Here is a 19,825-nt window from a genome sequence, read left to right on the forward strand (position 1 = left end):
GTTCATGCTGCTGCACTCTCGGCGGACTGAGCCTCGGCCCTGGCGGCCATCAGGTTGTTCCGCGCGACTTTCAGGACAGCGAGCAGCAGCTGCCAGTCATCAGGGTCGATGCCGCGGGCGGCATCGGCCCTGATCGCCGCGGTGATCGGTTCCATGCCGCAGACGACCGCCTCGCCTTCATCGGTCAGCGTCACCAGCTTGGCGCGGCGGTCGGCCGGGTCGGGTTGGCGTTCGACGTAGCCCTTGCTTTCCAGGCGGTCGACAAGGCCGCTCAAGGTCATCGCCTCGACGCCGAGACGCTCGGCGAGCAGGTTCTGGCGGGTCGGCCCGAAGCGGCGGACGTTGAGCAGGACGCGGCCTTCGCCGGTGGTCAGGCCGAGGCCCGCTTCGGTGGTGCGGCGGTCCATTTCGGCGCGGATCAGGCGGGAGATGTCGTTGACGATGAAGCCGAAGGTCTCGGTCTCGGTGCTGGTCTGCATAATGCTAAGCATTCCTTATTATCAGTCTTACTTAGTTTGTTCTCGCGCTGCGAGTCAAGATGGTTGCGCAGCCTTCGGTCCGGCCCTACATCGGAGCTGTCCGAGCCGAATGCCAATCGAGGAAGCCGTCACATGTCCGCCAGCCAAAAAATCGATCTCGTGCGTCATCCGCTGACCCAATGGACGGGGCCGCTTGGCCTGCCGGATTTCACCAGGATCGAGGACGGCGATTTCGGCCCGGTGTTCGATGCGGCGCTTGCTGCCCATGCGGCCGAGGTCGAGGCGATCGCCAACGATCCCGAGCCGGCGACCATTGCCAACACGCTTCAAGCGCTGGAGCTGGCGGGCGAGCCGCTCGACCATGTCTCGTCGATCTTCTGGTGCCGCGCCGGCGCCCACACCAACGATGCGATCCAGGCCATGGAGCGTGAGATCTCGCCGAAGATGGCCAGGCATTTCTCGGCCATCTCGATGAACGAGAAGCTGTTTGCGCGTATTGACGACCTCTACGCCCGCCGGGCGGAACTCGGGCTCGATGCCGAGACGCTGCGCGTGCTCGAAAAGACCTGGAAGGGCTTTGTCCGCTCTGGCGCGAAGCTCGATCCCGAAGGCAAGAAGCGGCTGGCGGCGATCAACGAGGAACTGGCGTCGCTCGGCGCGAAATTCGGCCAGAACGTGCTTGCCGACGAGAAGGAATGGGTACTGTTCCTCGATGAGGCCGACCTTGCCGGCCTGCCGGAATTCGTGCGCGGGGCGATGGCTCAGGCGGCTGAGTCGCGCGGGCAGAAGGGCAAATATGCTGTGACCCTGTCGCGCTCGATCTACGAGCCGTTCACCACCTTTTCCGAGCGGCGCGACCTGCGCGAAAAGGCGTTCAAGGCCTTTGCCGGACGCGGCGAGACGGGCGGCGCCACCGACAATGCGAGCGTGGTGCGCGACACACTCAGCTTGCGCGCCGAAAAGGCCAGGCTGCTGGGTTACGAAAGCTATGCGGCACTGAAGCTCGACGACACCATGGCCAAGAACCCGACGGCAGTCATGGAACTGCTGGAGCCGGTGTGGAACAAGGCGCGCGAGAAGGCGGCGGCCGATGAGGCGGAGCTTCAGCGGCTGGCAGCAAGCGCCGGCAGCAACGACAAGCTCGCGGCGTGGGACTGGCGCTTCTACCAGGAGAAGCTGCGGGCGGAAAAATACGCCTTCGACGAGGCCGAGCTGAAGCCCTACCTGCAGCTCGAAAAGATCATCGACGCCTGTTTCGACGTGGCGACGCGGCTGTTTGGCATAAGCTTCAAGGAGAAGACGGGCATTGCCGCCTGGCATCCCGACGTGCGGGTGTTCGAGGTGTTCAATGCCGACGGCAGCAAGCGCGGGCTGTTTCTGGCCGACTATTTCGCGCGTCAGTCGAAGCGCTCGGGCGCCTGGATGAGCTCGCTCAAGTCCGGCTACAAGCTGGGCAAGGGTGCGAGCCCGATCATCTACAACATCATGAACTTCGCCAAGCCTGCGGAAGGCGAGGCAGCCCTGTTGTCGCTCGACGAGGCCAGGACGCTGTTCCACGAGTTCGGCCACGCCCTGCACGGGATGATGACCGACGTCACCTGGCCGTCGGTCTCAGGCACTTCGGTCAGCCGCGACTTCGTCGAGCTTCCCTCGCAGCTCTACGAGCATTGGTTGACGGTGCCGGCGGTGCTGGAAAAGCACGCGCTGCACTACAAGACCGGCAAGCCGATGCCCAAGGAATTGCTCGACAAGATGCTGGCCGCGAAGACCTTCGGCGCCGGCTTCGCCACAGTAGAGTTCACCTCTTCGGCGCTGGTCGACATGGCCTATCACGCGCGGCCAGACGCGCCGGCGGACCCGGTGGCTTTCGAGGCCGAAACGCTGGAAAAGCTCGGCATGCCCGAGGCGATCGTCATGCGCCATCGCACGCCGCACTTCCTGCATGTCTTCTCGGGCGAGGGCTATTCGGCCGGCTACTATTCCTACATGTGGTCGGAAGTGCTCGACGCGGATGCATTCGCGGCCTTCGAGGAGACGGGCGACGCCTTCAATCCCGACATGGCCGAGAAGCTGCGCAAGCATATCTACGCGGCCGGCGGCTCGGCCGATCCGGAAGAGCTCTACAAGGCCTTCCGCGGCAAGATGCCGTCACCGGAGGCGATGATGGAGAAGCGCGGGTTGAACTGACTCCCAGCTTGATAGGCCCTGTCGGGAATTCCCCCCACCCCTAACCCCTCCCCCACAAGGGGTGGGGGACTTGGCGGCGCTGGCGTCGACTTTTGACGTTTGGACAACAAAGACAAGGCTGGCGTTCCCTCCCCCTTGTGGGGAGGGGTAGGGGTGGGGGTATCAACGCCATAAAGAGTATCGGCTAGGAACGGATAGAAATGGAACTACCGGCAGCATTGCGAGCGGCGGTCGACCGGGCGCTGGAAGGCGTGCCGCTTGCAGATCTGCAACGCGCCGCCGACACGCTGTCCGCCCGCTATCGCGCCGAAACGCGCGACGGCCGGCTGCACCTGTCGGATGAGATGTTTGCCCGTGCCTATCTGGCGACGCGGCTGCCGGCGACATTTGCGGCTGTGCGCGCCAGCATGGAGAGCGCTGCCGAACTGATGCCCGGCTTCGAACCGAAAAGCCTGCTCGATGTCGGCGCCGGTCCCGGAACCGCACTTTGGGCGGCGGCCGATTGCTGGCCGACGCTTGGCTCGGCCACGCTGCTGGAAGCGAGCCAGTCAATCCGCAAGGTCGGCGAGGAGCTTTCCGCTCATTCGGGTGTCGAGCGTGTCGAGTGGCGCGCGGCAGATGCCTCCAAGAGCTTCGAGGCACAAAAAGCCGATCTCGTCACGCTTGCCTATGTGCTGGACGAACTGTCGGCGGCGGAAGGGCTTGCGCTGGCCGAACGGCTTTGGGCTGCCGTATCGGGGCTGCTGGTGATCGTGGAGCCGGGCACGCCGGCCGGCTGGCGGCGCATGATGGCGGTGCGGTCGCGGCTTGTCGAACTGGGTGCGCATCTTGTGGCGCCGTGCCCGCATAGCCAGGCTTGTCCCATCGCCGAGCCCGACTGGTGCCATTTCTCGCGGCGCGTGGCGCGTTCGCGCCTGCATCGCCTGACCAAGCGCGGCGAAGTGCCGTGGGAGGACGAGAAATACATCTTCATTGCTGCCGCACGACAGCCTGCCGAGCGATTTGCCGCGCGGGTTCTGGCGCCGGCGCGCGGCGGATCGGGAAAGATCCAGCTCAAGCTCTGCCAGGCCGACGGCTCGGTCGAGGAGAAGCTCGTTACCAAGCGCGACGGCGAGCTGTTCAAGACGGCGCGCCGCGCCGACTGGGGCGACATTTTGTAGCCTTGCCGGGGCGCGGAAAATCAGTCGATTTGCCCGCCCCCCTTTCGCATTTGCGAAAAAACCTGTAAGAGCCCGCCCACACGAAACGCGGCGCGTCGTCAGGCAGTGCCCGCAACGCTCCCGAGTAGACATATGAACCTCCGCAATATCGCGATCATCGCGCACGTCGACCATGGCAAGACCACGCTCGTCGATGCGCTCCTCAAGCAATCCGGTTCGTTCCGTGAAAATCAGCGCGTCATGGAGCGCGCGATGGACTCGGGCGACATCGAAAAAGAACGCGGCATCACCATCCTGGCCAAGGCGACCTCGGTCGACTGGAAGGATACCCGCATCAACATCGTCGACACGCCGGGCCACGCCGATTTCGGCGGTGAGGTCGAGCGCATCCTGTCGATGGTCGACAGCGCCATCGTGCTGGTCGACGCTGCCGAAGGTCCGATGCCGCAGACCAAGTTCGTGGTCGGCAAGGCGCTCAAGGTGGGCCTCAAGCCGATCGTGGTCATCAACAAGATCGACCGCCCCGACGCTCGCCACCAGGAAGTCATCAACGAGGTGTTCGACCTGTTCGCGGCGCTCGACGCCACCGACGAGCAGCTCGACTTCCCGATCCTCTATGGTTCGGGCCGGGATGGCTGGGTTTCCGAGAATCCGGAAGGCCCCAAGGACCAGGGCCTGGCGCCGCTGTTCGACCTCGTGCTCAAGCATGTTCCCGCGCCGACGGTTCACCCCGGCCCGTTCCGCATGATCGGCACCATCCTCGAGGCCAATCCGTTCCTCGGCCGCATCATCACTGGCCGCATCGAGGCGGGCACGCTGAAGCCTAACCAGGCAGTCAAGGTGCTGCACCATGACGGCACGCTGCTGGAAAATGGCCGCGTCACCAAGATCCTCGCCTTCCGCGGCATCGAACGCCAGCCGATCGAAGAAGCCCATGCCGGCGACATCGTTGCCATTGCCGGTCTCTCGAAGGGCACCGTCGCCGACACCTTCTGCGATCCGTCGGTGAACGCGCCGATGGCCGCTCAGCCGATCGATCCGCCGACCGTTACCATGTCCTTCATCGTCAACGATTCGCCGCTGGCCGGCACCGAGGGCGACAAGGTGACCAGCCGAGTCATCCGCGACCGCCTGCTCAAGGAAGCTGAAGGCAACGTCGCGCTCAAGATCGAAGAATCGGCCGACAAGGATTCGTTCTTCGTTTCCGGCCGCGGCGAGCTTCAGCTTGCCGTGCTGATCGAGACGATGCGCCGCGAAGGCTTCGAGCTTGCCGTGTCGCGTCCGCGCGTGGTCATGCAGAAGGACGAGAACGGCGAACTGCTGGAGCCGGTCGAAGAAGTCGTCATCGACGTCGATGAGGAACATGCCGGCGTCGTCGTGCAGAAGATGTCGGAGCGCAAGGCCGAGATGGTCGAGCTGCGTCCGTCCGGCGGCAACCGCCAGCGCCTGGTGTTCCATGCGCCGACGCGCGGCCTGATCGGCTACCAGTCGGAACTTCTGACCGACACGCGCGGCACGGCGGTGATGAACCGTCTGTTCCACTCCTATCAGCCCTACAAGGGCGAACTACCCGGCCGCACCAACGGCGTGCTGATTTCCAACGAGCAGGGCGAAGCCGTTGCCTATGCGATGTGGAACCTGGAAGATCGCGGCCCGATGGTCATCGACGCCGGCGTCAAGGTCTACCAGGGCATGATCATCGGCATCCACAGCCGTGACAACGACCTTGAAGTCAATGTTCTCAAGGGCAAGAAGCTGACCAACATCCGCGCCGCCGGCAAGGACGAGGCGGTCAAGCTGACCCCGCCGATCCGCATGACGCTGGAGCGCGCTCTGGCCTGGATCCAGGACGACGAGCTGGTCGAGGTGACCCCGAAGACCATTCGCCTGCGCAAGCTCTATCTCGACCCGAACGAGCGCAAGCGCTTCGAGAAGTCGAAGGGCGCGGCATAAGTCACGTGACATGAATAAAAGGGGCGTCTCCGGTGGAGGCGCCCTTTTCGTTTCGGGGGATGCCGGCGGTGCGGCACCCCATGCTTCAGCCAATCTCCATGATCGGGGCGATCTCGATCGAGCCGCCCGAGGCGAGGATCGGGCAGCCCTTGGCCTTCTCGGCAGCGTCGGCTGCGTCGCGGGCGTCGATGATGGAATAGCCGCTCGTCGGGTTTGCGCCGCCATTGTCTACGACCGACCCGTCGGCAACGACCGTCTGCGACTTGCCGACAGGATTGCCGCCTTCGACGACGGCCGGGCCCAGGTCGCCGAACCAGTCCATCCAGGCCTTCATTGCCTTGGCACCTTCCTCTTCCGATGCCGGCTTGCCGCCACCGTGATAGACGTAGAGAAACTTGGTCATGACCTTCTCTCCCCTTGGCGCGCCGCCATGCCGACCACCCGGCATCGGTCCGGCGCGTCGGTCATTCAATCGCCCACGGGCTTTCATGGGCAACCCGCGTCGGTTCCCATCGCGGAAAGTTGATGGGTGGTCCGGTACGCGGGCGGGGGAGTTGCAAGTTCCAGCGCTTGCCATAAATTCTCATCCTTCAGCCCTCGGGAGTGGCGACATGGAACCGACCTCGCTTGTGATCTTCGCCGGTGCGCTTCTCGTTGCTGCCGGCTCGCCTGGCCCGTCGATTGCCGCATTGGTGGCGCGGGTAATCTCGAAGGGATTTCGCGACGTACTGCCTTTCCTGGCGGCGATGTGGATCGGCGAGGCGATCTGGCTGTCGCTGGCGGTGTTCGGGCTGGCCGTGGTGGCGCAGACCTTTCATCTTGCCTTCGTCATGGTGAAATGGGCGGGCGTCGCCTACCTGCTCTATCTCGCCTGGAAGATGTGGACCGCGCCTGTCGATGCCCGCGAAAGCGAGATGCCACGCGAGGATTCGGCGCTCAGGCTGTTCGCCGCCGGCATGGCGGTGACGCTGGGCAACCCCAAGATCATGATGTTCTACCTGGCGCTGCTGCCGACGATCATCGACCTTGCCTCGGTCAACCTGGTCGGCTGGCTGGAACTGACGCTGACCATGGCGGTGGTTCTGGTCGCCATCGATCTTGCCTGGGTGTTTGCGGCGGCCCAGGCGCGCAGGCTGCTGAAGAGCAAAAGGGCTATGCGCATCGCCAACCGGGTCAGCGCGACGACCATGGCCGGGGCTGCCGCAGCAATTGCCGCCAGGTAACGACTCTTTTTTCATCAAGCCAACTGCATCGTGCGCCTTGCGGACGCTGCGTAAGCTTCATTCTTGAGCACTTTGTGCCTGTTGCGCAGGCATTTTTCAGAACCTTCCGTCAAACCTTTGTCGCTATAGGCAGGCCATCTGCTACGATGACCGCAAAAGCATATGACGGGATGGAGAAACTGACGTCATGGCCGCATCTGTGAAGTCCACGGCGAAATCCGCCAAGGCAACCTCTTCCTCGAAATCCCCAGTCAAGGCGCCGCAGTTGCTCGAACTCCTGCTTGCCCGCGCCCCGGCCGAGGATCTGGCCGGCTACGGGCCCGGCATGCTCGAACGCGCCGCACATCTGGCCGAGCAGGCCGTGCTCAAGCACCGTAAGGGGTCGTCGGTGATCGACATCGAGACCGACGCGGGCGTCATTCGCCATGGCAGGCCGGTGACGGTCGTGACCGTGGTCAACGACAACATGCCTTTCCTGTTCGATTCGGTGATCGGTGAGATCACCGACGCCGCTGGCGAACCTGTGCTCGTCACCCATCCGGTGATCGCGGTGCGCCACGGCCGTAGCGGCGTCGATGAGATCGTCAGCGATGGTGGCGGCCACAAGGGTGAGCAGGCCGCTGACAAGGTAAGCGTGATCCACGTCCATATCGCGCAACTCGGCAAGGACGCAGCGGAGACCCTGCGCGAGCGGCTCGACAAGCTGCTCGGCCAGGTTCGAGCAGCTGTGACCGACTGGAAGCCCATGCTGGCGCGGCTCGACCAGGCGATCTCCGAATTCCGCTACGCGCCGATCCCGCTCGACAGACACGCGGTAACCGAGGCCATCGCCTTCCTCGAATGGCTGCGCGACGACAACTTCACCTTCCTGGGCATGCGCGAGTTCGAATATTCGGGTGGCGAAAAGAGCGGCATGCTCCATCGCGCCGACAAGCCGGGCCTTGGCATCCTCGCCGACCCCGATGTGCTGGTGCTGCGCCGCGATACCGTCGATGCGACGTCGACGACGTCGGAGATCAGGGCCTTCCTGCACGGGCCGGATCCGCTGATTGTCACCAAGGCCAACGCCAAGTCGGCGGTGCACCGCCGCGCCTATCTCGACTACATCGGCGTCAAGACCTTCGATGCCAAGGGGCAGCTTTCAGGCGAACTGCGCATCGTCGGCCTTTTCACCTCGACTGCCTACACGCGCTCGGTGATGAAGATCCCCTATCTGCGCTCGAAGGCGGAGACGGTGATCCACAAATCCGGTTTCGATCCCGCCGATCATTCCGGCAAGGCGCTGATCAACGTTCTGGAATCCTATCCGCGGGACGAGCTTTTCCAGATCGCGGTGCCGACACTGCGCAAGCATGCCGAGGCGATCCTTGGGCTGGTCGAGCGGCCGCGGGTGCGGGCGCTGGTGCGGGTCGACCAGTTCGACCGCTTCGTTTCCGTGCTCGTCTTCGTGCCGCGCGACCGCTACGATTCGATCGTCCGCGAAAGGATCGGCGCCTATCTCAAGACGGTCTTCGAGGGGCGGGTTTCGGCCTACTACCCGGCCTTCCCGGAAGGTGGGCTGACGCGCGTGCATTTCATCATCGGCCGCTCCGGCGGCAAGACGCCCAAGGTCGAACAGGCCGCCATCGAGGCGGCGATCCGCGACATCGTCACCACCTGGGAGGACGGTCTGCGCGAAGCCTCGGCAGCTGCCGGCTCGCCGGCATCGCTGGTCAGCGTCGCGAACCGTTTTCCGGAAAACTATCGCAATAGCTTCTCACCGGCGACGGCCCTGCTCGATGCCGAGCGGATCGCCAAGATCGATGCCGCTAATCCGATCGTCATCGATTGTTACCGCGATACCGGCCAGACGCCGGAACAGGCGTCCCTGAAGATCTACCATCATGGCGCGCCGGTAGCGCTGTCGCGGCGCGTGCCGCTGCTCGAGAACATGGGCTTCCGCGTCATCAGCGAGCGCACCTTCGAGCTCGGCGACAAGGGCCAGGACCAGATTTTCATCCACGACATGGAACTGGAGAACGCCTACGGCCAGCCGGTCGACCTCAAGGACAACGGCGCGTTGTTCGAGCAGGTGTTCCTGTCGGTATGGACAGGTGACGCCGACAATGACGGCTACAACGCACTGGCCCAGACGGCGGGGCTCGGCTCCAACGAGATCGTCATCCTGCGCGCCTATGGCCGCTACCTGCAGCAGGCGGGCATTCCGCAGAGCCAGGATTTCATCGCCGCGGCGCTGAACCGCTATCCCGACATCGCGCGCGGGCTGCACGAACTGTTCCTCGCGCGGCTCGATCCGGCGCAGGAAAAGGAAGGGCTGGTCACCGCCAAGCACCTCAAGGCCAAGATCAGGGATGCGCTGGAGGCGGTGCCGAATATCGACGACGACACCATCATCCGGCGCTACGTCAACCTGATCGAGGCGTCGCTCAGGACGAACCATTTCGTCGCCGGCAAGAAGGAAAAAGGCCAGTCCCTGGCGATCAAGCTCGACTCGCGCGGCATCGACGGCCTGCCCGAGCCGCGGCCATGGCGCGAGATCTTCGTCTATGGCTCCGAGGTCGAGGGCGTGCACCTGCGCTTCGGCTCGGTGGCGCGCGGCGGCTTGCGCTGGTCGGACCGTGCGCAGGACTATCGCACCGAGGTGCTGGGGCTGGTCAAGGCGCAGCAGGTCAAGAATGCCGTCATCGTGCCGGTCGGCGCCAAGGGCGGCTTCTTCCCGAAGCAATTGCCCGTGGGCGTCAGCCGTGACGCCGTCTTCGAGGCGGGCAAGGCGGCCTATGTCAATTTCATCTCCTCGATGCTGTCGATCACCGACAATATCGACGGCGACCATGTCGTGCCGCCGAAAGGCGTGGTGCGGCGCGACGTCGACGATCCCTATTTCGTGGTTGCCGCCGACAAGGGCACGGCGACGTTCTCCGATACGGCCAACGGCATCAGCGAAAAGCATGGCTTCTGGCTCGACGACGCCTTCGCTTCTGGCGGTTCGGCCGGTTACGACCACAAGAAGATGGGCATCACCGCGCGTGGCGCCTGGGAGGCGGTGAAGCGGCATTTCCGCGAGATGAACCGCGACATCCAGAAAACGCCGTTCAGCGTCGTCGGCGTCGGCGACATGTCGGGCGACGTGTTCGGCAACGGCATGCTGCTTTCGGAGCAGACGCGGCTGGTCGCGGCCTTCGACCATCGCGACATCTTCATCGATCCGGACCCGGATGCAGCTGCGTCGTTCGCCGAGCGCAAGCGCATGTTCGCCCTGCCGCGTTCGAGCTGGCAGGACTACGACAAGTCGAAGCTTTCGGCCGGCGGCGTGATCGTCTCGCGGGCGCAGAAGTCGGTGACGCTGCCGCATGCGGCGGCGGCGGCGATCGGGCTCGACAAGACGACCGCCTCGCCGGTCGAGATCATGACTGCCATCCTGCGCGCGCCGGTCGATCTCTTGTGGTTCGGCGGCATCGGCACCTATGTGCGGGGGAGCAGCGAAAGCAACCAGGAGGTCGGCGACCGCGCCAATGATGCAATCCGGGTCACCGCCACCGAGGTGCGCGCCAGGGTGGTCGGCGAAGGCGCCAATCTCGGCGTGACCCAGCGGGCACGCATAGAGTTCGGGCTCAAGGGCGGGCGCTGCAATTCCGACGCCATCGACAATTCGGGCGGCGTCAATTCGTCCGACGTCGAGGTCAACATCAAGATCGCGCTGGCGTCGGCCATGCGCAAGGGCACGCTTCAGCGGCCGGCGCGTAACAAGCTGCTGGCCGAGATGACCGACGAGGTCGCAGGGCTCGTTCTCGCCAACAACTACGAGCAGACGCTGGCGCTGTCGCTGGCCAGCCACCGCGGCCTGCAGGACATCGCCTATCAGGGCCGCTTCATGAGTGCGCTCGAGGCGCGTGGGCTGCTCGACCGCGCAGTCGAGAACCTGCCCAATGCGGCAGCCCTTGCCGAGCGCGAGGCACGCGGCGAGCCATTGACGCGGGCGGAACTTGGCGTGCTGCTTGCCTACGCCAAGATCGTGCTGTTCTCCGACATCGTTGCCTCCGACCTGCCCGACGACCCGCAATTCGCTCGCGACCTGATGGGCTACTTCCCCGCGCGCATGGCGAAGAAGTATGAGGCTGAAATCGCCGGGCACAGGCTGCGCCGCGAGATTATCACGCGTGTTCTGGTCAACGATCTCGTCAACCGTGGTGGTCCGTCCTTTGTCAACCGGCTGCAGGAAGCGAGCGGCCGCACGGCGGCAGACGTGGCGCGTGCCTTCGCCGTGGTGCGCGATGGCTTTGCACTGCCGGCGCTCTATGCCGAGATCGATGCGCTCGACAATATCGTCGACGGCACGACGCAGCTTGACCTCTATCAGGCGGTGAGCCGGCTGATCTTCGCTACCGGCGGCTGGTATCTGAGGAACGAGCATGGCGATGCGCCGCTTGCCAGCCGCATCGCCGAGCTACAGGGCGCGCGTGCCGCTCTTGAGCAGCAATTCGCCGGCATGGTGCCCGCCTTCACGCGCGATCGCATCGAGCGGCGCAAGGCAGGCTTTGTCGCGGCCGGCGCGCCCGAGAAGCTGGCGGAACGGCTGTCGCTGCTCGAGGTCGGAGAGATGGTGCCGGATATTGCACTGGTGGCCAAGACGGCCATGGCCGACATCGTCGATGCCGCCAAGGCGTTCTTCGGCGTCAGCGAAGCTTTCCGCATTCCGCGCATCGAGGATGCCGCAAATTCGATTGCGACGTCCGACTATTACGAGGGACTGGCGCTGTCGCGCGCATCGGACACGATCGGCGCGGCAAGGCGCGGCATCGCGGTCGCAGCCCTGGCTGGCTTCGGCAACGCCGCCGATCCGGTGGCTGCATGGCTCGAAGCCGGCGGCGCGCGGATCGGCCGCATCCGCGAGCGTCTTCAGGCACTGACCGAAGGCGGCGACATCACCGTGTCGCGGCTGACGGTGGCTGCCGGGCTGATGAGCGATCTTTCGGCGCGGTGACCGCACTCCGATCTGGCCTGCCGCGATCGCCGCGGCGGGCCTTTTTCTAAAGGATCGTGCAAGGCTCGCACGCTATGGTCAGGCCACGCGCAATAACGACGCGTGCGGGGGAGATGATGGCCGAGACAATGGTTGCTGGACGCGCGCCGCGAAGCGGCATCTGGGGCTGGATGTTCTTCGACTGGGCGGCGCAGCCGTTCTTCACCGTCGTCACGACCTTCATCTTCGGGCCCTATTTCGTCGCGCGCATGGCGACCGATCCGGCGATGGGGCAGGCGGCCTGGGGCTACGGTATCGCTGCCGCCGGCTTCGTCATCGCCATATTGTCGCCGGTGCTGGGCTCGATCGCCGACCAGACCGGCCCGCGCAAGCCGTGGATCGCCTTCTTCGCCGCGATCAAGATCTTTTGCCTGTGCATGCTGTGGTTCGCAGCACCCGGCTCGCCGCTGGTGCCGGTGGTGCTGTTGTTCTCGCTCGCCTCGGTGGCGGCGGAATTCTCGATCGTCTTCAACGATTCGATGATGCCGCGCCTGGTCTCCAAGGAGGAAATCGGCAAGGTCTCCAACGTTGCCTGGGGACTCGGCTATCTCGGCGGCATGATCGTGCTGATCTTCGTCGTCGCGATCCTTGCAGCATCGCCCGAGACTGGCAGGACCATCATCGGCGCCGAGCCGCTGTTCGGCCTCGATCCCAAGCTTGGCGAGGACGCCCGCGCCACCGGTCCGATCGCGGCGGTTTGGTACTTTATCTTCATTCTGCCGATGTTCTTCTTCACTCCAGATGGCAGCAAGGGCCTGGCGATCCGCCCGGCGGTACGCGTCGGGCTGGCCGAGCTTCGCTCGACTCTGGGCGAGGTGCGCAAGCGCAGCGGCATCTTCCGCTTCCTAGTGGCACGCATGATCTACCAGGACGGCGTCAACGCGCTGCTCGGGCTCGGCGGCGCCTTTGCGGCGGCGATGTTCGGCTGGTCGATCACCGAGATCGGCATCTACGGCATCATCCTCAATGTCGTCGCCATCTTCGGCTGCCTCGTCGCCAGCCGCCTCGACATGAGCTTCGGCTCCAAGACAGTGGTGCTGATTTCACTGGTGCTGCTGACCGTCGCCACCGTCGGCATCGTCTCGACCGGACCGGGCTACACGCTGTTCGGCCTGTGGCAGATGCCGGGCGAGGATACGGACGGACTGTTCGGCACGGCGGCGGAAAAGGCCTACATCGCTTTCGGTTTGCTGGTCGGCATCGCCTTCGGGCCGGTGCAGGCCTCGTCGCGCTCCTACATGGCGCGCAGCGTCTCGGCCGAGGAGGCAGGGCGCTATTTTGGCATCTATGCGCTGTCGGGCCGGGCGACGAGTTTCGTCGCTCCGTTTCTGGTCGCGACCGTCACGGCGGCGAGCGGCTCGCCGCGCCTCGGCATGGCGATGATCATCGCATTCTTTGTCGTGGGGCTTCTGGTGCTCTTGCGCACGCCCTATCCGGCGGATGGGGAGGAGTGAGAGGCGGCTTCCCTGCAAGGGGAGGGCAATCGCGTTTGAAGATACCCCCACCCCTAACCCCTCCCCACAAGGGGGAAGGGGACTTTGGAGCAGGGCGCCAGCACTGATCTTCGACGAATCTGGTGGTAGCGGCGATGAAATCGTCCCCCTCCCCCTTGTGGGGAGGGGTTAGGGGTGGGGGTACAAAGTCGGTCAACCCCCCTCAAGGCATCCACATGCTATAGGCCTCCCCACAAGGGGGAGGGTAAAAACCCTCAGTGCCTGAAGTGCCGGACACCGGTGAAGACCATGGCGATGCCATGCTCGTCGGCGGCGGCGATGACCTCGTCGTCGCGCATCGAGCCGCCCGGCTGGATGACCGCCGTTGCACCCGCCTCGACCGCCGACAAAAGGCCATCGGCGAAGGGGAAGAAGGCGTCGGAGGCGACGACCGAGCCCTTGGTCAGCGGCTCTGCAAGGCCGGCGGCCTCGGCAGCGTCGAGCGCCTTGCGGGCGGCGATGCGGGCCGAATCGACGCGGCTCATCTGGCCGGCACCCACGCCGACGGTGGCGAGGTCGCGGGCATAGACGATGGCATTCGACTTGACGTGCTTGGCGATGCGGAAGGCGAACTTCAGGTCCTCCAGCTCGCGCTGCGTCGGCTGGCGCTTGGTGACGACCTTGAGTTCAAGGCCGTCGACGACGGCATTGTCGCGCGACTGGACCAGCAGGCCGCCGGCAACCGACTTGACCGCGACACCGGCGCGATCGGGATCGGGCAGGCCGCCGGTGACCAGCAGGCGCAGGTTCTTCTTGGCGGCGACGATGGCCTGGGCTTCGGGGGTGGCATCAGGGGCGATGATGACCTCGGTGAAGATCTTGACGATCTCCTCGGCGGCTTCCGCATCGAGGATGCGGTTCAGCGCCACGATGCCGCCGAAGGCCGAGACGGGATCGCAGGCCAGCGCCTTTTCGTAGGCTGCCTTCAGCGTGGCGCCCTCGGCAACGCCGCAAGGGTTGGCGTGCTTGATGATGGCGACGGCGGCGGTGCGGACCGGATCGAATTCGCCGACGAGCTCGAAGGCGGCGTCGGTGTCGTTGATGTTGTTGTAGGAGAGCTGCTTGCCCTGGAGCTGGGTCGCGGTGGCGACGCCGGGGCGCTTGTCGCCGGTCAGGTAGAAGCCGGCCGTCTGGTGCGGGTTTTCGCCGTAGCGCATGACGCTCTGCAGCCGGCCGCCGAAGGCGCGCCAGTCGGGCGTCTCGATCTCAAGGGCTTCGGCGAACCAGCCGGAGATGGCCGCATCATAGGCGGCGGTGCGGGCAAAGGCCTTGGCGGCGAGCTTCTTGCGCAGCGCGAGCGGCAGGCTGCCATTGTTGGCGGTGATGGCCTCGAGCACCTGGGCGTAGTCGGCCGGATCGGTGACGATGGCGACATAGGCGTGGTTCTTGGCCGAGGCGCGGACCATGGCCGGCCCGCCGATGTCGATATTCTCGACGATCGAGGCGTAGTCGGCGCCCGAATTGCGGACCTCTTCGAAGGGATAGAGATTGACCACCACGAGGTCGATCGGCTGGATGCCGTGTTCGGACATCGCGGCCACGTGCTCGGGATCGTCGCGGACGCCCAAAAGCGCGCCGTGAACCGACGGGTGCAGCGTCTTGACGCGGCCGTCCATGATCTCGGGGAAGCCGGTCAGTTCGGAGACGTCGCGGACGGCGATGCCCTCGGCGGCGATGCTCTTGGCCGTGCCGCCGGTCGAGACCAGCTCGACGCCGAGATTGGCGAGGTTTTGGGCGAAGCCGATCAGGCCGGTCTTGTCGGACACCGAAAGCAGGGCGCGCCGGATCGGGACGAGATCGGGGGCGGGAATCTTCTTGGAAGCGACGGCCATGGGCGGGGCCTTTCAAAGCTGGGTGGGTGGGGCTGCTCGCGCGCGGCCTAGCACATGAGCCCCGGAAATCAAGGTTTTCGGCGCTGCAACTGGGCCCGCCCGATCCCGATAGGGGGCGGGCGAGGCGCTAAGATTTTGTTTGAAAAAGGTCTTTTTCGCCGAGACCCGCCGGCCTGTTTTTGGGGCTCCTACGCCTCCCCCGGCCCGAAAAGCATGTCGCGTCGCTTCGCTGTCAGGCGCGGTCGTTTTCGATGCGGCTGATGATGCGCGTGCGGGACAATTGCCAGTGGACCTCGGAGATTTCCGAGGCCTTGAAGGACAGCACGATCTGGTGCGAGCGGCGCGGTCCGCCAAGCCCGGCGAAATAGATCGATTCCTCGACTTCGGAGGGGACGTTCGCCGAGGTGAAGACCCAGGTGTCGAGGTCGGGGCCCGTCAGCACCAGCCGCTCCTTCTGGTCGCGGAACAACTGGACGTCGGGATGGACGTGGAACCGGATGGCGATGTCGTCGCGTCCGTTGTTCCGGATCGGCGCGTTGCCGCCGCGAAGGATGCGGTCGCAACCCGACACTATGTTGCCGCCGGCAGCCAGCGAGATCTCACGCTCGTGGTAGAGGCCGAAGCGTCGTGCATATCCGTCGTGGCGGGCGATGAAACCCTGAATGCCCGTCTTGTCGGTACGCTCTGAGGGCACCGACCTCGGCCCGTCGAACATCGGGCTGCCGAGCAGGCCCCTGACGCGATCGGAATGCGAGAAGCTGGCCGACGAGGTGTCGTTGATGGTGATTGTCGAGTGGGCGGCGGTGGCGCGCGCCAGCGGCCTGAGCTCGGCGATGCCATAGGTGTCGACGCCGGCATTGACGATGTAGTGCTGGCGGCCCGACGACATCTCGAAGGACAGGCATCCGGCATGGGCATGGTTCGACACGTCGATGGGCGGCGGTGCGCCGGTGTCGGCAATGATGGTCGTGCCGCCCATCGAAAGGCGCTCGTAGCCGGAATGGGTGGCATGCAGCGGCGGCGCGCCGCCGGTGTCGTCATGGCGCAGGATTGCCGCGATGCGGTCGTGGATGGTGGCGCCCATGCCATTGAAGCGGGCGAGGCTGCCATCCTGGTGGCGGAAGAAGCGCAGGGCCGGCAACATGCGATCGACGGCGTTGATCAGTGCTGCCGGCGGCTGTTCGGCCTGGTTGGCATAGGTGTGGCGCAGCGGCAGAAGGTCGGCCAGGATTTCCAGCACCACCATCGGATTGCGCGAGATGTGGCCTCCGTCGGGCAGGATCTGGCGCTCGAGTTCATCGGCGAGGCTGCGCGTCGCCAGCCGCAGCGTGGCGGCCGGCACCGGCAACGACAGGGCGGCGAAGGCGAGCGCGATGCGGGCCCTGAGCCGGTCCTTGCCGTTGGGCATCTCGCGGGCCATCGACTTGAGGTAGCGGATCTGCATGGCGAGCGAGCGCAAAAAGGCGCGATAGAAAGCGAATTCGGCGCCCTGCAACACCACCGAGGAATGCTGCAGCCAGGCGATGATGCGCTTGGCGGTGGTGGCGGGCTCCCATGCCGTGCCGGCGATGCGGTTTCCGTGCATGGCGATCCAGTCGGAGACCAGCGCCCGCGCATTGGCGGCGGCGAGTTCGGTGCCGGCGGCGCGCATGTGACGCAGCCAGCGGAAGCCGTGAAGGCTGCGCTGCCAGCCGCGGTTGGGCACCTCGACGAGGAAGGGCGACTGGCCGCCGGTCTCGACGAGATGGCCGGACAGCGGGAAGCGGCCGTAATAGATTTCCAGTGCGATCTGCGGATCGGCAAGGCGCAGGTCGGGCGGGGCGATGAGCACGCGTTCGGGCGTGCGGCCGGAATAGCGCCAGCGATAGATCGCGCCGGCACGCAGGCGCTGGCGCGTCTTTCGCCAAAGCTCCCTGGCAACGAGCCCCCACAGGCGCGTCGTGTCGTCCGCCGCGATCGACAATGTCCCTCCAGACGTGCTGTACCCCGCGGCCAAGTTAGGTGTTTTCAAAGGCCTGCGCGAGGGTGAATTTTTCGTAAACGCCTCAGGCGAGGCGTTTGAAGCGCGCGGCGAAGAAACCGTCGAGGCCTGAGATCGCGGGATTGCCGAGATGGAGGCCGGCCGGCGTGGTTCGGAGGAAGCCTTCGGCTGTCACGAATTCGGCGATGCCGGCCACTTCGTCAGCCCGAACCGGATCGAGTTCGACCTTGCCCGCATGATCCCTGAGGAAGCCTGCGACGAGCGCCTCGCCTTCCTGTGGATCGAGCGAGCAGTTCGAGAATACGATCCTGCCGCCGGGCTTGACCAGCAAGACCGCACCGTCGAGCAGCTTGCGCTGGACGTCGGCGAGCTTGGCGATATCGGCGGGCGACTTGGTCCAGAGCACGTCGGGGTGACGGCGCACGGTGCCGGTCGACGAGCAGGGCGCGTCGAGCAGCACGGCGTCGAACTTCTCCACCGGCTCGTAGGCGAGCAGGTCGGCGTTGACCTTCTCGGCGTCGAGGCCGAGCCGGTCGAGATTGGCGGCGAGCCGGGCGAGCCGGTTCTTCGAGGCTTCGACAGCGGTCACCTTTGCCCCGGCGAGCGCCAGCTGGGCGGTCTTGCCGCCGGGTGCCGCGCAAAGATCGGCGACGCGCTTGCCGGCGATGTCGCCGAACAGGCGCGCGGGCAGGGCGGCGGCGGCATCCTGCACCCACCAGGCACCTTCGGCGAAGCCGGGCAGGTCGGAGACAGCGCCGGACAGCTTTTCGATGCGCACCGAACCGGTCGGCAGGACGACGCCGCCGAGCTGCTCGGCCCATTTCGCCGGATCGGATTTGACGGTGAAGTCGACTGGCGCTTCGAGCCGATGGGCGGCCAGGATTTCTTTCGCCTGGGCGGCGCCGTAGGCGGCGGTAAGCCGCTCGACGAACCATTCGGGCGCGTCGTCGGTCTCGGCCAGCATCACAGGCAGCTCGGCGGCCTTGGCCCGGGCCAGCGCGCGCAGCACGCCGTTGACGAGGCCGGAGAAGCGCACCGTGCGCGGGTCGGACTTGGCATGGGTGACGGCGAGATCGACGGCTGCGCTGTCGGGAATGTCGAGGAACAGGATCTGGGCGGCGGCGACGTGCAGGATGTGGGACAGCACGGTGGCGTTGGCCGGCAGCGGCTTTTCCAGCCGGCGCGCAATCAGCTTGCCGATGGTGACGCGGTAGCGCAGCGCGGTCGCCAGGATGGCGCGCACCAGCGAACGGTCGCGCATGTCGAGCGCGCGGAACTGCGGATGGCCATGCTCATGGTCGGTCAGGCCGTCGAGCGATGTCTTGGCGTCGATGGTTGCCGCAAGCAGGCGCGCTGCGGCCATGCGCGCGGCAAGGCCGGGAGCGGCGGGTGCTGCGTCGGGTCTGGCGTTCTTCTTGTTGCCGGGGCGCGTGCGGTTCGGCTGGCGGTCGCGCTTTTCCCCCGTCACGACCACGGGCCCTTCGGCCCGGAAGGTTTGCGGCCCCACGGACCTTCGCCCGATCGTGCGGCCGGCTGCGGTGCCTTTTGCGCGGCGGGACGGCCGACGCCTTCCTGTGCCATCGCCTGCAATGCGGCGATGCGGTTTTCGGTGTTGGGGTGGGTCGAAAAGAGATTGTCCATGCGCTCGCCGGATAGGGGATTGATGATGAAGAGCGGAGCCATGGCGGGATTGCGTTCGGCTTCGGGGTTGTGGATGCGTTCGACGTTGCGGGCGATCTTGTCAAGTGCGGAGGCCAGCCAAAGCGGGTTTCCGCAGATCTCGGCGCCGCGCCGGTCTGCCGAATATTCGCGCGTCCGGCTGATCGCCATCTGCACCAGCATGGCGGCGAAGGGAGCGACGATCATCGCCACCAGCACGCCGACGATGCCGAGCGGATTGCTGTTGTTCTCGCGGTTGCCGCCGAAAAAGAAGGCGAAATTGCCGAGCATCGAGATCGCGCCGGCAATGGTCGCCGTGATCGTCATGATCAAGGTGTCGCGGTTCTGCACATGGGCGAGTTCGTGGGCCATGACGGCTGCGACTTCCTCGTGGCTGAGGCGCTGCAGCAGGCCGGTGGTGGCTGCAACCGCAGCATTCTCAGGGTTGCGGCCCGTGGCAAAGGCGTTGGGCTGATCATTGTCGATCAGGAAGACCTTGGGCATCGGCAGGCCGGCATTGGCGGCCAGGCCGCGCACGATGGCGTAGTATTCGGGTGCGTTGCGCTCGTCGACCTCGACGGCGTTGTTCATGCGCAGAACCATCTTGTCGGCGTTCCAGTAGCTGAACAGGTTCATGCCCGCCGCCATCAGGAAGGCGATGGTCATGCCGCCGGTGCCGCCGATCAGGTAGCCGACGCCCATGAACAGCGCCGTCATGGTCGCCAGTAGCATTGCCGTCCGCATCATATTCATTGTCTACTCCATGCAGCCGCGCGATATAGCCGCGCGAGGTCGCAGCTTGCGCCGGCTTTCTCTATATGATGGGAGAGCCAACGAT

Annotated in this window: 12 protein-coding genes; 6 read left to right on the plus strand and 6 right to left on the minus strand. The window is 65.4% G+C overall.

Going from position 1 to position 19,825, the window contains the following annotated elements; genetic code table 11:
• Positions 1–2: 2 nt before the first annotated feature.
• Positions 3–479, minus strand: a complete 477-nt coding sequence (locus ABSY17_RS25215; RefSeq protein ID WP_378947071.1) for a MarR family winged helix-turn-helix transcriptional regulator — start codon at positions 477–479, stop codon at positions 3–5.
• Positions 480–611: 132 nt separating this feature from the next.
• Here ABSY17_RS25215 and ABSY17_RS25220 point away from each other — a divergent pair, with 132 nt between their 5' ends.
• The 3 genes from ABSY17_RS25220 (at position 612) to typA (ending at position 5,779) form a co-directional block, all read left to right on the plus strand.
• Positions 612–2,666 (plus strand): M3 family metallopeptidase, encoded by a 2,055-nt coding sequence (locus ABSY17_RS25220; protein ID WP_378947074.1) that lies wholly within the window; start codon positions 612–614, stop codon positions 2,664–2,666.
• A gap of 200 nt (positions 2,667–2,866) precedes the next feature.
• Positions 2,867–3,826: a small ribosomal subunit Rsm22 family protein gene (locus tag ABSY17_RS25225; protein WP_378947077.1), complete on the plus strand. Its 960-nt coding sequence runs from the start codon at positions 2,867–2,869 to the stop codon at positions 3,824–3,826.
• Positions 3,827–3,958: 132 nt separating this feature from the next.
• Complete coding sequence (gene typA / locus ABSY17_RS25230) at positions 3,959–5,779, plus strand: translational GTPase TypA (protein ID WP_378947080.1); 1,821 nt, start codon at positions 3,959–3,961, stop codon at positions 5,777–5,779.
• A gap of 85 nt (positions 5,780–5,864) precedes the next feature.
• On the opposite strand, the gene ABSY17_RS25235 is transcribed toward typA, so the two are convergent.
• Positions 5,865–6,182 (minus strand): YciI family protein, encoded by a 318-nt coding sequence (locus ABSY17_RS25235; RefSeq protein ID WP_378947083.1) that lies wholly within the window; start codon positions 6,180–6,182, stop codon positions 5,865–5,867.
• Positions 6,183–6,390: 208 nt separating this feature from the next.
• Between ABSY17_RS25235 and ABSY17_RS25240 the strand changes: the two genes are divergently transcribed.
• The 3 genes from ABSY17_RS25240 to ABSY17_RS25250 all read left to right on the plus strand — a co-directional run bounded on the left by ABSY17_RS25240 (position 6,391) and on the right by ABSY17_RS25250 (position 13,476).
• Entirely contained in the window at positions 6,391–7,002 is a 612-nt protein-coding gene (locus ABSY17_RS25240) for a LysE family translocator (RefSeq protein ID WP_378947086.1), read from the plus strand.
• Between the two features lie 187 nt (positions 7,003–7,189).
• Positions 7,190–11,983: an NAD-glutamate dehydrogenase gene (locus ABSY17_RS25245; RefSeq protein WP_378947089.1), complete on the plus strand. Its 4,794-nt coding sequence runs from the start codon at positions 7,190–7,192 to the stop codon at positions 11,981–11,983.
• A gap of 128 nt (positions 11,984–12,111) precedes the next feature.
• Positions 12,112–13,476 carry an MFS transporter gene (locus ABSY17_RS25250; RefSeq protein ID WP_378947092.1) on the plus strand — a complete coding sequence of 455 codons (1,365 nt, stop codon included), beginning with the start codon at positions 12,112–12,114 and terminating at the stop codon, positions 13,474–13,476.
• Positions 13,477–13,730: 254 nt separating this feature from the next.
• On the opposite strand, the gene purH is transcribed toward ABSY17_RS25250, so the two are convergent.
• From purH to htpX, 4 genes are all read right to left on the minus strand, one after another.
• Positions 13,731–15,347: a bifunctional phosphoribosylaminoimidazolecarboxamide formyltransferase/IMP cyclohydrolase gene (gene purH / locus ABSY17_RS25255; protein ID WP_378947095.1), complete on the minus strand. Its 1,617-nt coding sequence runs from the start codon at positions 15,345–15,347 to the stop codon at positions 13,731–13,733.
• 232 nt (positions 15,348–15,579) lie between these two features.
• Positions 15,580–17,310: a heparinase II/III family protein gene (locus ABSY17_RS25260; protein WP_378947098.1), complete on the minus strand. Its 1,731-nt coding sequence runs from the start codon at positions 17,308–17,310 to the stop codon at positions 15,580–15,582.
• Positions 17,311–17,392: 82 nt separating this feature from the next.
• Complete coding sequence (locus tag ABSY17_RS25265) at positions 17,393–18,835, minus strand: RsmB/NOP family class I SAM-dependent RNA methyltransferase (protein ID WP_378947101.1); 1,443 nt, start codon at positions 18,833–18,835, stop codon at positions 17,393–17,395.
• Positions 18,793–19,740, minus strand: coding sequence for a zinc metalloprotease HtpX (gene htpX / locus ABSY17_RS25270; RefSeq protein WP_378947104.1), 948 nt, complete (start codon positions 19,738–19,740; stop codon positions 18,793–18,795). The genes ABSY17_RS25265 and htpX overlap by 43 nt, the downstream gene beginning before the upstream one ends.
• Between the last annotated feature and the right edge of the window lie 85 nt (positions 19,741–19,825).

The organism is Mesorhizobium sp. ANAO-SY3R2 (assembly GCF_042466635.1).
GTDB lineage: Bacteria > Pseudomonadota > Alphaproteobacteria > Rhizobiales > Rhizobiaceae > Aminobacter.

Bases quoted from the DNA above. Each gene is read 5' to 3' on its own strand.
- ABSY17_RS25245 (WP_378947089.1), top strand. From the start codon at position 7,190: ATGGCCGCATCTGTGAAGTCCACGGCGAAATCCGCCAAGGCAACCTCT.
- ABSY17_RS25215 (WP_378947071.1), bottom strand. From the start codon at position 479: ATGCAGACCAGCACCGAGACCGAGACCTTCGGCTTCATCGTCAACGAC.
- htpX (WP_378947104.1), bottom strand. From the start codon at position 19,740: ATGAATATGATGCGGACGGCAATGCTACTGGCGACCATGACGGCGCTG.
- ABSY17_RS25240 (WP_378947086.1), top strand. From the start codon at position 6,391: ATGGAACCGACCTCGCTTGTGATCTTCGCCGGTGCGCTTCTCGTTGCT.
- ABSY17_RS25225 (WP_378947077.1), top strand. From the start codon at position 2,867: ATGGAACTACCGGCAGCATTGCGAGCGGCGGTCGACCGGGCGCTGGAA.
- typA (WP_378947080.1), top strand. From the start codon at position 3,959: ATGAACCTCCGCAATATCGCGATCATCGCGCACGTCGACCATGGCAAG.
- ABSY17_RS25250 (WP_378947092.1), top strand. From the start codon at position 12,112: ATGGTTGCTGGACGCGCGCCGCGAAGCGGCATCTGGGGCTGGATGTTC.
- ABSY17_RS25235 (WP_378947083.1), bottom strand. From the start codon at position 6,182: ATGACCAAGTTTCTCTACGTCTATCACGGTGGCGGCAAGCCGGCATCG.
- ABSY17_RS25220 (WP_378947074.1), top strand. From the start codon at position 612: ATGTCCGCCAGCCAAAAAATCGATCTCGTGCGTCATCCGCTGACCCAA.
- purH (WP_378947095.1), bottom strand. From the start codon at position 15,347: ATGGCCGTCGCTTCCAAGAAGATTCCCGCCCCCGATCTCGTCCCGATC.